Here is a 14113-nt window from a genome sequence, read left to right on the forward strand (position 1 = left end):
TGGTGGGCGGGGTCGTGGTCGGCGGCGGAGTGGTGGGCTCCTCGCACCCCGGCTCCGGCTCCTCGCCCGGCTCCGGCTCCTCGCACTCGCCCGGGGGCTCGTCCGGATTCGTGGGCGGGGTCCACGGCGGAGAGGTGGGCGGAGTGGTCGGCGGAGTCGTGGTGGGCGGGGTCGTGGTCGGCGGCGGAGTGGTGGGCTCCTCGCACCCCGGCTCCGGCTCCTCGCCCGGCTCCGGCTCCTCGCACTCGCCCGGGGGGTAGGTCGGAGGAGTGGTGGTGGGCGGGGTGGTCGTGGGCGGAGTCGTGGTGGGCGGGGTGGTCGTGGGCGGAGTCGTGGTGGGCGGGGTGGTGGTGGGCGGAGTCGTGGGAGGCTCCGTCGGCGGGTGGGTCGGCGGGTGCGTGGGCGGCTGGGTCGGCGGGTGCGTGGGCTCCTCGCCGTAGCCGCCGTCGGGTTCCTCCGTCGCGTGGGCGCAGAGGTCTCCGACGGCCGACGCCACGTAGCCGCCCAGGTCCATGCCGGCACCGCAGACTTCCGGCGAGAGGGGGGCGTGGGCCTGGCCGTTGCCGGGCCCGGGGGTGTCGCCCGTACCGGGGTGCGCGTTCGCGGCCAGGGCGAAGCCGCCGGTCAGCGACAGCAGACCGGTCGCTGCCGCCGCGGTGAGTACTTTCCTGCTGATGATGGACCGCATACCGCTCTTCCTCGGGAGAAAGGGAGAGACCGGCGAGGATCCCCCCTCGCTCCGTCCGGCCGTGTCCCCCGCGGACGTTCGCGTGGGACGGTCCCGAGAGTAGGGAGCGGCACACCGTGTGGTGTCCAGGCCACACGGCGACCGGTCAGAAAATCATTCGATCAGCCGCCGAGCGGGTTGACCGGGAGGCCGCCGACCAGCGGGAGCCCCTTGCCGGTCTGGTTCAGCTGGGTCGCGGTGTCGGTGACGGACTTGACCGGGGAGCCCTCGGTGGTGCTGCTCAGCACGTCCGACTTCAGCCCGTTGGCGGCGATCGCCTCCAGGCCGCCGTTCAGGCTGGTCGGCGTCAGCGCCTGCTGGGCCATGGCGGGGGCGGCGGCACCCAGGGCCATGAGGGAACCGGCGACGACCGCGGCGACCTTGGTGGGCTTCATGGGGAGAATCCTTCCTCTGCTCTTTCAACTCACGTTCCGCACAGGCTTCTTGGGGAATTCCCGTACGTCGTTCCGTCTTCTGTAACGAGAGGTTCGCTCCCCGGAAACTCCAGGAGGAAGGATTTCTCGACACTGCACCCGATCGAAGGGGACCGGTGCTATTTCCGGATGACCGGGCGCACACGTGCCCGTACCGGCCAGGCGGGGAGGCCGGACCGGTACGGGGCGGGGTGGTGCGGGCGGGTCAGCGGACCGGCAGCGGCGGCTTCACCGGCAGCTCGGGCGCGGCCACCGGCGGCTTCACCGGCGCGTCGACCGGCAGGTCCGGCGCCTCGACCGGCGGGTCGACGGGCAGCGGCGGGGCCTCGACCGGCAGTGCCGGGAGCGCGGGCAGGCCCGCCAGGTCCGGCGCGGGCAGGCCGCTGCCGAGCACGGTGGCGACGGCGAGGTTGACCAGCGAGGTCAGCGTGGCCGTGACCTGAGGGACGACACCGGCGGCGTCCCCGGAGGTGACGGCGGCCAGCAGTCCGGCGACGGCCTTCTCCACGGAGGCGAGGGCGTCGTCCACGAGGTCCTCGGGCGCGGCCTTCCCCGCCTTGGCGGCCGCGGCCCCGGCCGCGACGGGCAGGGTGACCGGCGGCTTCACGGGAAGCCCGGCCGGAGTCTCCACGGCGGGCGGGGCGACCGGAGCCCCCACGGCCGGCGGGGCGACCGGGGCGTCGACGGCCGGCGGCGTCACGGGGGCGTCCACGGCGGGCGGGGCGACCGGCGGCTCCGGGAGGGCCGGGGTCTCCGGCACCGGGGCGGGGGCGGCCTCCTTGGCCCGGTCGACGGCGGCCTGGATCTTGCCCTTCAGGGCCTCGGCGTCGGCGGCGGGGACCTGGCCGCCGTCGGCCCGGAGGGCCGCCGTGACGAGTTCGGTCACGGGGGTGGTCACCCCGCCGACGTCCGCGAGGGCCTTGGTCTGGGCCAGTAGGGCGGCCGCGTCGGGAAGCGGGGCGTGAGCGGCCCGGTCGGCCGCGGGGGACGGGTGGAGCTCGCCGGCGACGGCGGGTCCCGCCGTGCCGAGGGTGAGGGCGGCGGATATCGCCAGGGCGGTGAGGCGGCGTGAAGCCAGGGGACGCATATGTGTTCCTTTTCCTTATGCGTCGGACAACTGCCCTCCCACGGTGCCTGCGGGTATAGCCCTCCGCAACCGCTGCGCTACGGAGCGCCACGTCTCCGTTCGGGTGAATCCGTCCTCCCGGCTGCCCCTCCTGGGGGCGTACGCCGTTGCACCGGACGGCGCACAGGCGTGCGCCCGAACGAGTACCGCCCCAGTGACCACAAGGAAAAAGCCGGTGCGCCCACCCTCGGGGTGGGCGCACCGGCTTCGGAAGGACCGACCCGACGTGCGAGATCAGGCGTTGACGCAGGCGTTGCCGAAGGCCGGGTTCAGCGCGCCGATGACGCTCACGGTGTTGCCGCAGACGTTGACCGGGACGTGGACCGGGACCTGCACGACGTTGCCGGAGCCGACACCGGGGGACTTCACGGCGGCGGCCTCGGCGCCGGCGTCGGCGAAGGCGGCACCGGCGGCACCGGCGACCGCGGCGGCGGCACCCACGGTCAGAACGGCGGCCTTGGCGATACGGGACATGGAGAAGTTCTCCTCGATCGATTTCCAACTCGGACTGCGCGGACTGTTCGGCCCGGCTCCCTCAACAACGCCCCGGATTTTCATCGGTTGCTCTCCCGAACGGGTGACGTTCAACCGATCTTTGGGCCACCCGGGGGTCATTCGAGCGCCGGGCCGAAGAAAGGCGCAACACGCTCAACGAGGAACCGGCCGCGCGGATACGGGAGTTAGCGTTTCCGGGCATCTAATGCTTACTATCGCCCGGCGCCGGGGTTATAACGTTCCCGAGCGTTGCTTCCGGGCCCGCCGCGCGTTCACCCATTTCGTGCGGACGACACCTCCCCCTGCCCCGGTCTTCACGGGTCTTCCCTTCCTTCTCTCATCAAAGCGGAGAACCTGTATGCGGAATTCAGCGGTTCTTGCTGTGCGTCGCAGCGTGTGGTGCGCCCTTTCGTGCGCGGTTCTGTCCGCCGCGCCGCTCGCCGCCGCCGCCGCGCCGCCCGCGCCGGGGGAGGCGGCCCGCGTCCCCTTCGCCGCGCGCTACCAGGCCGAACTCCACGGCGGGATCGTGCGCGCCGCCAACACCGCGGCGAAGGGCGCCCGGGGCACCGAGACGGCCAACGACGGGGCGGCGATCGCCTACGTCGACGTGGACGACGACCCCCGCACGTACAACTCCAGCCGTGCCGAACTGCGCGTGCCGGCCGGGGCCCGGATCGCCTGGGCCCGCCTGTACTGGGGCGGGAACCTGCGGGTGGGCGAGCAGAAGCCGCCGGAGGACAGCGGCCGGGTGCTGGTCGCGGAGCCCGGCGGGCGGTACAAGGCGGTCCTCGCCGACACCCTGGTCGGCCACCGCGCGGGGGACGGCGCCGACGCCTTCCAGGCCTCCGCCGACGTCACCGAGCTGGTCCGGTGGGCCGCGCCGGGGCAGTGGACGGTCGCGCAGGTGAACGTCGCCATGGGCCGCAGCGCGGTGGGCGGCTGGGGCGGCTGGACGCTGGTCGCCGCGTACGAGAAGGACGACGAGCCGCTGCGCCGGCTGAGCGTCTGGGACGGGTTCGAGACGGCCGGCCCGCGCTCCGGCGAGCTGCGCGTCGCACTCGACGGGCACCGTTATCCGAAGGGCGCCGAGGGACGGCTCGGAGTGATCGCCTATGACGGCGACCGGGGAACTCGCGGTGATTACCTGGAGGTGCGGACGAGCCGCGGGAAGTCCACTCCGATCGGCGATTCCGCCAATTCCGTGAACGACGTCCTGAACTCCAGCATCACCGAATTCGGCAAGGCCGGGACCACGCGCTTCCCCGCCGCCGGGAACACCCTGGGGTACGACTCCGACGTCTTCGATCTGCGGGGGGCGCTGCGCAGCGGGGCCGACGGTGTCCATGTCCGGCTCGGCAGCCGTCAGGACACCGTCTGGCTCGGTGCGCTCTTCCTGCAGGCGGACGTACGGCGCTGACGTGCGGGCCCCGATCGAGGCGGACCCCGGGTCCGTCACCGTCCTGCACGCGGTCCAGCCCGGCGACGGCGGCGTCGCCCGGGTCGTCGTGGACCTGGTGCGCGCCCAGCGCGCGGACGGGCTGCGTCCCGTCGTCGCCTGCCCGCCCGGCACGGAACTCGCCGCGGAACTGCGCGCCGGGGGCGCGGAGGTCCGCGACTGGCGGGCCGGCCGCGACCCCGGTCCGGCGCTGTTCCGGGAGACCCGCGACCTGGCCCGGGTGGTGCGCGCCGTCCGGCCCGGGCTCGTCCACGCGCACTCGGCGAAGGCGGGCCTGTGCGCCCGACTCGCGGTGCGCGGGCGGGTCCCGACCGTCTACCAGCCGCACGCCTGGTCCTTCGAGGCCGTGACCGGCACCACCGCCGGGCTCGCCCGCCGCTGGGAGCGGTTCGGCGCCCGCTGGGCCGACCGGATCCTCTGCGTGAGCGAGGCGGAGCGGCGTACCGGCGAGGCGGCCGGGGTCGAGGCGGCCTGGTCGGTGGTGCGCAACGGCGTGGACGTGGCGCGTTTCGCGACCGACGGGCCCGCCGGGAATCCGGCGCCGACCGTGGTGTGCGTGGGCCGGCTCTGCCGGCAGAAGGGCCAGGACGTGCTGCTCGCCGCCTGGCCCGCGGTCCTCGCCGAGGTGCCGGACGCGCGCCTCGTGCTGGTCGGCGACGGGCCGGACGGCGAGCGGCTGCGGGCCGCCGCCGGTCCTTCGGTGCGGTTCACCGGCGCCGTCGGCGACACCGTCCCCTGGTACCGGGCGGCGGACGTCGTCGTGCTGCCGTCCCGCTGGGAGGGCATGGCGCTGGCGCCGCTGGAGGCGATGGCGGCGGGCCGGCCGGTCGTCGTCACCGACGTCGACGGGGCCCGCGAGAGCCTGCCGCCCGGCCACGAAGCCCCGTGCCTGGTCCCCTCCGAGGACCCGGCCGCCCTCGCCGCCGCTCTCGGCCGCCTCCTCGGCCGGCCGGAGCTGCGGCACCGCCTGGGCCGTGAGGCCCACGAGCACGTCCTCAGCAGTTTCGATGTGCGGCGCACCGGCGCGGCCGTCGCGGAGATCTACCGCGAGCTGGCCGGAGTGCGGGGCACCGAGCACAGAGAGCCGATTGCGCAGTGACCACGGAAAGTACGAGCGTTCCCTCCTCACCCGGCCCGTGGCCGGTCGCGGGTCCGGCCTTCGGGCCGGCCTCGCTCGCCCCCCGGCGGCGGCTGCCCGGCCGGCTCGCGCTGCCGCGCCACCGGGCGCACGCACGGCCGGGCCCCCGGGCGGGCGCGCTGCGGGCGGTCGACTGCCTGGCCGTGCTGGCCGGCGGCGCGCTGCTCGCCCCCGTCCACCAGGACCCGCGGCTGCTGCTGCCGGTCGCCGCGCTGCTGCTCGTCCTCGACGGGCGCGGCGGGCTGTACCGGCCGCCGATGCACGTGCGGCTGCTGGACGAGCTGCCCGTGCTGGCCTCCCGGGCCGGGGTGGTGTGGTGCGTGGCGGCGGCCGGGGCCGCGGCCTGGTCGCCGGAGCTGGCGATCGGTCCGCTGCGGCTGTGCGGGGCGTACGCGGCGCACGTCGGGGTCGCGGCCGTGGTGCGGGCGGTGCTGCTCGCGCGCGGGCGGCGGATCGCCCGGGAGCGGCCGCGGTCGGCTCTGGTGGTGGGCCCGCCGGCGGCGGCCCGCCGGTTCGCGGCGGCGGCCCTGCAGCACCCCGAGTACGGGATGCGGCCGGTCGGCGTGGTGGGGCTGCCGGACGGGACGGTCGGTGAGCAGCGGCCGCTGGAGCCGGGGCTGCCGCTGCTGACGACGGCGGAGGAGATCCGCCGGGCGGTCATCCAGAACACGGTCCGCGAGGCGGTGTTCCTCGTCGACGAGCCGGAGCTGGTGACGCTCTTCCAGCACTACGGCTGTACGACCTGGCGGGTCGGCGGGGAGCGGCACGGGGGGCCGATGGGCGAGCACGTGTGGGGGTACGCCCGGCGCCGGCTGGTCCCGGCGACCGAGCGGCGCGGGGCGCGGGCCAAGCGGGCGCTGGACATCGCGCTGGCGGGTCCGGCGCTGGCGCTGGCGCTGCCGGTGCTCGCGCTGTGCGCGCTGGCGGTGCGGATCTCGGACGGGCCCGGCGTGCTGTTCCGGCAGGAGCGGGTGGGCCAGCACGGTCGGCACTTCACGCTGCTGAAGTTCCGCACGCTGCGGCCGTCCGACGAGACGGAGTCGGCGACCCGGTGGAACGTGGCCGGGGACCAGCGGATGAGCGCGGCCGGCGGCTTCCTGCGGAAGTCCTCGCTGGACGAGCTGCCGCAGTTGTGGAACGTGCTCCGCGGTGACATGAGCCTGGTGGGGCCGCGGCCCGAACGTCCTTACTTCGTCGCCCAGTTCAGCAAGATCCACGCGGGGTACGCGGCCCGCCACCGGATGCCGGTCGGGCTGACCGGCCTGGCGCAGGTGCACGGGCTGCGGGGCGACACCTCGATCGAGGACCGCTGCCGCTTCGACAACCACTACATCGACCACTGGTCGCTCTGGCAGGACGTCTGCATCCTGGTCCGCACGGCGGCCGGTCTCGTCCGACCGACGGGGAGCTGAGGATGGCCACGGCCGTGACGACGGCGCCGGTCCTCGCGGGGACGCCGGGCGCCCGGGACTGGGCCCGGCGGGCCGGGGCGCTGTCCCCGGTGCTCGCGGTGATCGCGCTGCTGCTGGTGCCGGGGCCGGACGGGGCGGGGGGCGGGACGGGGGGCACCGGCACGGTCGCCGACGCGGCCTCGGGCCTGCTGGTGCTGGTCTGTCTCGTGCGGGTCCTGCGCGACGGGGCGCGGCCGCTGACCCGGACCGCCGCGGTGGTCCTCGGGCTGCCGGTGTTCGGGGTCTGCCTGGCGGCGGTCACCTCGAACGACCCGGCGTCGAGCCTTCCGGGCGTGGCCCGTTACGTGCAGGTGTTCGTGCTGGTCCCGGCGGCGGTGCTGCTGATGATCCGCGACCGGCGGGACTTCGCGGTGGTGGCGTGGGGGCTGGTGGGGCTGGCGCTGCTCCAGGGCGCGGTGGGCGTCGGGCAGTACCTGACGGGGACGGGGGCGTCGTACCAGGGCGAGGACGTCCGGGCGGTGGGCACCTTCGGGGCGACCGACGTGATGGGCATGGCGACGGTGGTCGCGTACGGGCTGGTGATCGTCACCGGGATCGCGCTCGGTTCGCCGGCCGGCCGGACGCGGACCGTCGCGCTGGTCTGCGTCGGGCTGCTCGTGGTGCCGCTGCTGCTGTCGTTCAGTCGGGGCGCGTGGATCGCGACGGTGCTGGCCTGCGGGATCCAGCTGCTGCTCGGCGGGGTGCGCCGGGCGGCGCGGGTGGTGCTCGCGGTGGGGGCGCTGGCGGTGGTGCTGGTCGGCGGCCTCGGGCTCGGTTCGCAGATGGTGGAGGAGCGGGTCACGAGCATCACGCGGGTGACGGCGGCGCCGGACCAGTCGGTGACGGACCGGTACACGATGTGGGCGGCGGCCGGGCGGATGTGGCGCTCCGAGCCGCTGACCGGGATCGGCCTGAAGGGCTTCCCGCACTACCGGGACTCGCACGCCTCGGTGGCGCTCTCCTCCGGCAGCGACACGGCCGGCGCGGGCGCGGGCTTCCAGCGGCAGCCGCTGCTCTCGCCGCACAACATGTACCTGCTGGTCCTCGCCGAGCAGGGACTGATCGGGCTGCTCGCGCTGGCGGGGAGCTGGCTGGCGCTGCTGGTGGGCGCGCTGCGGCGGAGGCGGGCGGGTGCGGAGTGCGCGCTGGTGGCGAGCGGGCTGCTCGCCTGGCAGCTGATCGACTTCTTCTACGCGGACATCGGCGGCCCGTCGACGGTGCTGATGTCGGTGGTCTTCGGCCTGGCGGCCTGGTGGGCGCTCTCGCCCGGCCCGGAGGCGCCGGCGGGGGTGCGCGGTGCGTGACCCGTGGGCCGGTCCGCCGGATCCCACGGACGCGTACGCCGCGCCGCCGGGGCCCGGCGGTCCCGCCGCCCCGCCGTGTCCCCCGCGCGGCGAGCCCCTGACCGACCCCTGGTCCCCCATGCCTCCGGACGCCACGGACTCCCCGTGCGCCCCGGAGGCCGCCGTGCTGCCGGGGGGCGGTGCGGCGGGGGCGTCCCCGGCGGGTCTCACCGGGGCCCGGCGGATCGCCGTCCACCGTCCGGTGGGCCACACCCCGACGGCCGACGTGTGGGCGCCCGCCCCGGTCGCCACGGTCACGGCGCCGCCCCGGGCGGTCACGGCCGTCTCCGCGCCCCCGCGGACCGGGCGGCGGGCGCACGCCCGGGTCAGGGCGCGGGCGGCGGGCGGCCAGGGGCGCGGGTTCCTCGCCAGGGCGGCGGCGGTGACGGCGGCGCTCACGGCCGTCGGGGCGGTGCTCGGGCTCGTACGGGACCAGATCCTGGCCGGGTACTTCGGCGCCGGTGCGGAGACGGACGCCTTCCTGGTGGCGTGGACGGTGCCGGAGTTCGCGTCGACGCTGCTCATCGAGGACGCGATGGCGCTGATCCTGGTGCCGGCCTTCTCGCGGGCGCTCGCCCGCCGTTCGGGGTCGCTCTCGGGGGATCCCGTACGGGACCTGGTCCGGGGGACGCTGCCCCGGCTCGCCCTGACGGTGGGGGTCGCCGCGGCGGTGCTGGTCGCGGCCGCCCCGGCGGTGGTCTCGCTGCTCGCGCCGGGGCTCTCCGATCCGGGGCTCGCGGTGGACTGCACCCGGCTCACCGCGACCTGTGTGCTCACCTTCGCGCTGGTCGGTTACTGCTCGGCGGCCCTGCGGGCCCACCACGTCTTCCTGCCGCCGGCCGCGATCTACGTGGCGTACAACGTCGGCATCATCGGCACGATGGTGCTCCTGCGCGACCCGTGGGGGGTGCGGTCGGCCGCCGCCGGCGTGGCGGTGGGCGGGGTGTTCATGGTGCTGGTGCAGGCGCCGTCGCTGCTGCGGGCGCTGCGGGCGCGGCCGGTGCCGTCGCGGGAGCCGGAGGCGCCGGCGGCGGCACCGGGCGGGGACGGCCGGCTGATCGTGCTCGGGCTGATCGCGCCGGTGGTCGCCTTCTCGCTGACCCGGCAGTCGCAGACGCTGATCGAGCGGTTCCTCGCCGCGCCGCTGCCGTCCGGGGCGATCTCGCACCTGAACTACGCGCAGAAGATCGCGCAGATGCCGATGATCCTCTCGCTGATGCTGTGCACGGTCAGTTTCCCGGTGGTCGCGCGGGCGCTGGCCGCGGGCGATCCGGAGGGGGCGCGGCGGCGGGTCGAGCGGGACCTGCTGCTGGCGGCCGTGGTGGTCCTGGTGGGGGCCTCGGTGGTGATCGCCGCAGCCCCGAAGATCGTCGAACTACTGTTCCAGCGAGGTGAGTTCGACCGCGGGGACACCGTCGCCACGGCCGCCGTCATGCGGGTCTACGCGCTCGGGCTGCTCGGCCAGACCATGGTCGGCGCCCTCGTGCGCTGCTACTTCTCCGCCGCCCGCCCCCTCTGGTACCCGGCCGCCGCGATGGCCGCCGGCCTCGCCGCCACCGCCGCCGCCGGAGTGCCGGGCGCGGCGGCCTGGGGCGCCGTCGGCATCGCCGCCGCCAACGCCCTCGGCATCACCCTGACCGCCGTGCTGCTGCTGCGCGGCGCCCACCGGCAGACCGTCCCGGTCCGGTCCGACCGGCTCGGCGAGGGCCTGCTGCGGCTCGCCGCGGCGGCGGCCGGGGCGACCGGCGCGGGCTGGCTCTGCTCGGTGCCGATCGGCCCGCCGGCGCTCTCCCTCACCGTCGCGTGCCTCGTCGTCGCCGGCGTCTTCCTGACCTTCATCGCCTGCGCCGCCAAGGCGCCGGAGATCCCTCCCCTCCCCCACCGCTCACTCCGACGCCGAAGGACCGCCCATGCCCGCCCCCACCGCGCTGCGCCGTCTGCTGCCGAAGCCTCCCCTGTGGGCGAAGCCGCCCCTGTGGGTGGCGATGTACCACTCGATCACGGACACCGCTGACGATCCGTACCGGGTGACCGTCTCCCCCGTCCGCTTCGCCCGCCAGCTCCACTGGCTCGGCGACCGGGGCCTGCGCGGGGTGTCGGTGCGGGAGCTGCTCGCCGCGACCGCCGAGGGGCGCGCGAAGGGGCTCGTCGGCCTCACCTTCGACGACGGCTACGCCGACTTCCTCGACTCGGCGCTGCCGCTGCTGCGCCGGCACGGCTTCACCGCCACCGTGTACGTCCTGCCGGGGCGGCTCGGCGGCGTCAACGACTGGGACGCCGAGGGCCCGCGCAAGGAGCTGCTCACCGAGGAGGGCATCGAGCGGATCGTCGGCGCCGGGATGGAGATCGGCTCGCACGGCCTGACCCACCGCCGGCTGACGGAGGCCGACGACGCCACCCTCGCCGACGAGACCCGGCGCTCCCGGGCCCTCCTGGAGGAGATCACCGGCGGCCCGGTGGACGGCTTCTGCTACCCGTACGGGGCGGTCGACCCGCGGGTGGTCCGCGCCGTGCGCAAGGCCGGGTACGGCTACGCCTGCGGCATCGACCCCGGCCCGCTGACCTGCGCGTACGCCCTGCCCCGTATCCACATCGGCGAGGACGACACCTCGTGGCGGCTCACCGCGAAGCGGGCCCTGCACCCGCTGCGCCGCCGCCACCCCGCCGAGCTGCTCCCCGCCCAGGCGGCCCCGGCCGCGGCGGTGCTGGGATGAGCGGGCCGAAGGTGCTGCACGTCATCACGGGCCTCGGCATCGGCGGCGCCGAGCAGCAGCTGCGGCTCCTGCTGCGCCACCTCCCCGTCCAGGGACGGGTGGTGACCCTCACCAACCCGGGCCCGGTCGCGGTCGGCATCGAGGCCGACGGCACCCCCGTCACCCACCTCGGCATGACCGGGAACCGGGACCTCGGCGCGCTGCCCCGGCTCGCCCGGATGATCCGCGAGGGCGGCTACGACCTCGTCCACACCCACCTCTACCGGGCCTGCGTCTACGGCCGGCTCGCCGCCCGGCTCGGCGGGGTCCGCCGGGTCATCGCCACCGAGCACTCGCTGGGCACCTCGCAGATCGAGGGCCGCCCCCTGTCGGCGGGCACCCGCGCCCTCTACCTGGCGTCGGAACGGCTGGGCACCTCCACGGTCGCGGTGTCGGCGAGCGTGGCCCGCAGGCTCGCCGAGTGGGGGGTGGCGCCGGACCGGATCGAGGTCGTGCCGAACGGCATCGAGACCGGCCGCTTCGCCTTCGTCCCCCGCGCCCGCCGCCTCACCCGCGGGGTCCTCGGCATCCCCGAGGACGCGTTCGTGGTCGGCGGCGTCGGGCGGCTCGCGCCCGGGAAGCGCTTCGACCGGCTGATCCGGGCCGTGGCCGCGGTGCCCGGCGCCCGGCTCCTCCTCGTCGGCGACGGCGAGCGGCGCGAGGAGCTGCGCGCGGTGGCCCGCGAGTGCGGCGCCGCCGGCCGCGTGCTGTTCTTCGGCGCCTGCGAGGACCCGCCGGCGGACGGGCCCGCCGGGCCGATGCTCCCCGAACTCCTCGCCGCCATGGACGTCTTCGTCTCCACCTCGCCGGACGAGACCTTCGGCCTCGCGGTCGTCGAGGCGCTCGCCGCGGGACTGCCCGTGCTGTACGTGGCGTGCCCGGCCGTCGAGGACCTGCCGGCGGACGCGGCGCCGGGCGCCCGCCGGATCGGGGAGTCCGTGCCCGAGCTGATCGGCGCCCTGCGCGCGCTGCGGGCCGGGCACGGCCCCCGGCCCGTACGCCTGCCCGCCCCGGCCGCCGCCCGCCACTACGACATCGCGCACAGCGCCGACCGGCTGATGACCCTCTACGACCAGGCCCTGCACGGCCGCCCCGCCCCGTGAACACCTCCCCGAAGCCCCTGCCCGTCCCAGCGAGAGAGCCCGTCATGACCCCCACCCCACCCCGCGCCGTCCGCCTGCCCGCCCGACTGCGCTCCCCCGGACGCTGGGCGGTGCTGCCCGCCGCCGTGGCCGCCGGGGCCGCCCTCGGCGGCGGCTACGGGGCCCTGAAGACCCCAGAGTACGCCGCCACCAGCCACGTCATCGTCGTGCCCGGCGAGAAGTCCGACCCGGCGGCCGCGCTCGGCTTCGCCCAGGCGTACGGACGGGTCGCCACCGACCTCGCGGTGACCGGCGACGCCCAGGTGTGGGCGGGCGTCAGCGCCGCCACGCTCCGCGAGAGCGTGCAGGCGGAGACCTCCCCGGACGCGCCGATGATCTCCCTCACCGCCCGCGCCGCGAAGCCCGCGCAGGCGGTGGCGATCGCCGACGGGGTGGCCCGCGCGCTGGTCCTCAACTCCACGCACGTGGCGGGCAGCACGGGCGTGAAGGTCGTCCAGTTCTCCCGCGCGACCAAGCCGGCCGCCCCGGTGTCGCCGTCCGCGCCGCTCTCCGCCCTGGTCGGCGCCTGCGCCGGCGGGCTGCTCGGCGGGCTCGCGCTGCTCGTCCGGCCGAAGCGGGCCGGCGGACGCGGCGAGGGCCGCCACTCCCGCCCCGGGACGGCCGCCGGCGCCTCCGTGCCCGCGCCCGCCGCCCACCAGCCGGAACCGGAGGCGGTGTGACCACGGGAAGAACACTGCGGACCGAACTCTGCCGTGACACAAGCGACTTCGGGCGGCTGGCGGCCGAGTGGACGGCGCTGTACGGGCGCTGCTCCTCGGCCACGCCGTTCCAGTCCCACTCCTGGCTGCACTCCTGGTGGCTCTCGTACGGACGCCCCGGCGCGCTGCGGGTGGTGCTCGTACGGGACGGGGACGGCACGCTCCTGGCGGCTGCGCCCCTGATGCGGGCGCGCGGGCCGCTGCCGGTGCTGACCCAGCTCGGCGGCGCCATCACCGACTTCACCGACGTCCTCCTCGACGACGGGCGCCCCGAGGCGGCGGCCGCGCTCGCCGGCGCCGTCGCCCGCGCGGCCCGGGGCGCGGTCGTCGACCTGCGGGAGGTGCGGCCCGGCGCCGCCGCGGAACGGGTCTTCGCGCACTGGCGCGGCCCGCGCCGCCGGCTCCCCGACTCGCTCTGCCTGGAGCTGCCCGCCGTCCCCATGGAGGGCCTGCTCGAACGGATCCCCTCAGGGAAGGCCCAGCGGGTCCGGGCCAAGCTGCGCAAGCTCGACGCGCTCGGCATCGACGCGCACGTGGTGACCGGCCCCGACGTGCCGGCCGCCCTCGACCGGCTGCTGGCCCTCCACCAGCTCCAGTGGCGGGGCCGCGGGGTCACCGCCGAGCACACCAGCGAGCGGTTCGCCCAGCACCTGACCCGGGCGGTCCGGCCCATGGTGGAGCGCGGCGACGCGATGGTCACCGAGTTCCGGCTCGGCGGGGACGTGGTCGCCGCCGACCTCACCCTGATGTCCCCGCGCCTCGCCGGCGGCTATCTGTACGGCGCCGACCCGGTGCTGCGGGAGCGGAAGGTCGACGTCGCCGCGATGCTGCTGCGGCACGGGGCCCGCGAGACCAGCGCGGGCGGGCGGGCCACGCTGAGCATGCTGCGGGGCAGCGAGCCGTACAAGCAGCACTGGCGGCCGGAGCCGGTCCGCAACCGGCGGCTGCTGCTCACCGGCCGCGGCACGGCCCCGCTGCTCTGGCTCCACGCCGGCGCGGCCGACGCGCGCCGCTGGGCGGCCCGGCAGGCGCGGGAGCGGGCCTGGGCCGGCCGGCTCCTCGCCCGCCTCCCGGGCCGCGCGCCCGCGTCCGCACCGGGCGGCTGACCGTCAGAACGGCCAGACGCCGTTCAGCGTCCCCTTCCAGTCCAGGCCGAGGCCGAGGCCGGGCTTCGGCTCGGCCTTCCACCCCGTCTCCTTCGGCACGCACACCGGCCCGCCGATCCAGCTCTCCACCCAGTCCCCGAGCTCGACCTTCCAACAGTCGGGCTTGGGTTCCGGCTTGGGCTCGGGCTTCGGTTCCGGCTTCGGTTCCGGCTTGGGCTCGGGC

The 14113-nt window shown here is 76.3% G+C and carries 13 protein-coding genes; 9 read left to right on the forward strand and 4 right to left on the reverse strand.

All coding sequences use genetic code 11. The annotated features are described in order from the left end of the window. The 4 genes from ACFW6A_RS17070 to ACFW6A_RS17085 form a co-directional block, all read right to left on the reverse strand. On the reverse strand, nucleotides 1-514 hold a 514-nt coding region (locus ACFW6A_RS17070), incomplete at its 3' end, for a hypothetical protein (RefSeq protein ID WP_386641259.1). Between the two features lie 335 nt (nucleotides 515-849). Beyond that, entirely contained in the window at nucleotides 850-1122 is a 273-nt protein-coding gene (locus ACFW6A_RS17075) for a hypothetical protein (RefSeq protein ID WP_351844552.1), read from the reverse strand. Between the two features lie 244 nt (nucleotides 1123-1366). Next, on the reverse strand, nucleotides 1367-2248 hold the full coding sequence (locus ACFW6A_RS17080; RefSeq protein WP_386641262.1) for a hypothetical protein: 882 nt from the start codon (nucleotides 2246-2248) through the stop codon (nucleotides 1367-1369). Between the two features lie 273 nt (nucleotides 2249-2521). Next, nucleotides 2522-2761, reverse strand: coding sequence for a chaplin (locus ACFW6A_RS17085; RefSeq protein ID WP_351844556.1), 240 nt, complete (start codon nucleotides 2759-2761; stop codon nucleotides 2522-2524). A 379-nt stretch (nucleotides 2762-3140) separates the two neighbouring features. Here ACFW6A_RS17085 and ACFW6A_RS17090 point away from each other — a divergent pair, with 379 nt between their 5' ends. From ACFW6A_RS17090 to ACFW6A_RS17130, 9 genes are all read left to right on the forward strand, one after another. After that, nucleotides 3141-4199, forward strand: coding sequence for a DUF3344 domain-containing protein (locus ACFW6A_RS17090; RefSeq protein ID WP_386641265.1), 1059 nt, complete (start codon nucleotides 3141-3143; stop codon nucleotides 4197-4199). Continuing rightward, nucleotides 4165-5337: a glycosyltransferase gene (locus ACFW6A_RS17095; protein ID WP_386480447.1), complete on the forward strand. Its 1173-nt coding sequence runs from the start codon at nucleotides 4165-4167 to the stop codon at nucleotides 5335-5337. Before ACFW6A_RS17090 ends, ACFW6A_RS17095 begins: the two co-directional genes overlap by 35 nt. Then, nucleotides 5334-6788, forward strand: coding sequence for an exopolysaccharide biosynthesis polyprenyl glycosylphosphotransferase (locus ACFW6A_RS17100; RefSeq protein WP_386641269.1), 1455 nt, complete (start codon nucleotides 5334-5336; stop codon nucleotides 6786-6788). The genes ACFW6A_RS17095 and ACFW6A_RS17100 overlap by 4 nt, the downstream gene beginning before the upstream one ends. 2 nt (nucleotides 6789-6790) lie before the next feature. After that, the gene (locus ACFW6A_RS17105; RefSeq protein ID WP_386480450.1) at nucleotides 6791-8131 is read left to right on the forward strand and encodes an O-antigen ligase family protein; all 1341 of its coding nucleotides are present in this window, start codon (nucleotides 6791-6793) and stop codon (nucleotides 8129-8131) included. A gap of 118 nt (nucleotides 8132-8249) precedes the next feature. After that, a complete protein-coding gene (locus ACFW6A_RS17110) occupies nucleotides 8250-10184 on the forward strand; it encodes a lipid II flippase MurJ (RefSeq protein ID WP_386641272.1) in 1935 nt (644 codons plus the stop codon). Continuing rightward, a complete protein-coding gene (locus tag ACFW6A_RS17115; RefSeq protein WP_386641275.1) occupies nucleotides 10081-10884 on the forward strand; it encodes a polysaccharide deacetylase family protein in 804 nt (267 codons plus the stop codon). Before ACFW6A_RS17110 ends, ACFW6A_RS17115 begins: the two co-directional genes overlap by 104 nt. Then, nucleotides 10881-12026 carry a glycosyltransferase gene (locus ACFW6A_RS17120; protein WP_351844569.1) on the forward strand — a complete coding sequence of 382 codons (1146 nt, stop codon included), beginning with the start codon at nucleotides 10881-10883 and terminating at the stop codon, nucleotides 12024-12026. The genes ACFW6A_RS17115 and ACFW6A_RS17120 overlap by 4 nt, the downstream gene beginning before the upstream one ends. A 44-nt stretch (nucleotides 12027-12070) precedes the next feature. Beyond that, nucleotides 12071-12745, forward strand: a complete 675-nt coding sequence (locus ACFW6A_RS17125; protein WP_351844570.1) for a lipopolysaccharide biosynthesis protein — start codon at nucleotides 12071-12073, stop codon at nucleotides 12743-12745. Further along, nucleotides 12742-13890: a GNAT family N-acetyltransferase gene (locus ACFW6A_RS17130; RefSeq protein WP_386641278.1), complete on the forward strand. Its 1149-nt coding sequence runs from the start codon at nucleotides 12742-12744 to the stop codon at nucleotides 13888-13890. Before ACFW6A_RS17125 ends, ACFW6A_RS17130 begins: the two co-directional genes overlap by 4 nt. Nucleotides 13891-14113 lie beyond the last annotated feature (223 nt).

The organism is Streptomyces sp. NPDC058758 (genome assembly GCF_042746075.1).
In the GTDB taxonomy this organism is placed as follows: Bacteria; Actinomycetota; Actinomycetes; order Streptomycetales; family Streptomycetaceae; genus Streptomyces.

Excerpts from the sequence above, each read along its gene's own strand:
- ACFW6A_RS17075 (WP_351844552.1), bottom strand. The coding sequence starts at position 1,122 with ATGAAGCCCACCAAGGTCGCCGCGGTCGTCGCCGGTTCCCTCATGGCC.
- ACFW6A_RS17080 (WP_386641262.1), bottom strand. The coding sequence starts at position 2,248 with ATGCGTCCCCTGGCTTCACGCCGCCTCACCGCCCTGGCGATATCCGCC.
- ACFW6A_RS17085 (WP_351844556.1), bottom strand. The coding sequence starts at position 2,761 with ATGTCCCGTATCGCCAAGGCCGCCGTTCTGACCGTGGGTGCCGCCGCC.
- ACFW6A_RS17090 (WP_386641265.1), top strand. The coding sequence starts at position 3,141 with ATGCGGAATTCAGCGGTTCTTGCTGTGCGTCGCAGCGTGTGGTGCGCC.
- ACFW6A_RS17105 (WP_386480450.1), top strand. The coding sequence starts at position 6,791 with ATGGCCACGGCCGTGACGACGGCGCCGGTCCTCGCGGGGACGCCGGGC.
- ACFW6A_RS17110 (WP_386641272.1), top strand. The coding sequence starts at position 8,250 with ATGCCTCCGGACGCCACGGACTCCCCGTGCGCCCCGGAGGCCGCCGTG.
- ACFW6A_RS17115 (WP_386641275.1), top strand. The coding sequence starts at position 10,081 with ATGCCCGCCCCCACCGCGCTGCGCCGTCTGCTGCCGAAGCCTCCCCTG.
- ACFW6A_RS17120 (WP_351844569.1), top strand. The coding sequence starts at position 10,881 with ATGAGCGGGCCGAAGGTGCTGCACGTCATCACGGGCCTCGGCATCGGC.
- ACFW6A_RS17125 (WP_351844570.1), top strand. The coding sequence starts at position 12,071 with ATGACCCCCACCCCACCCCGCGCCGTCCGCCTGCCCGCCCGACTGCGC.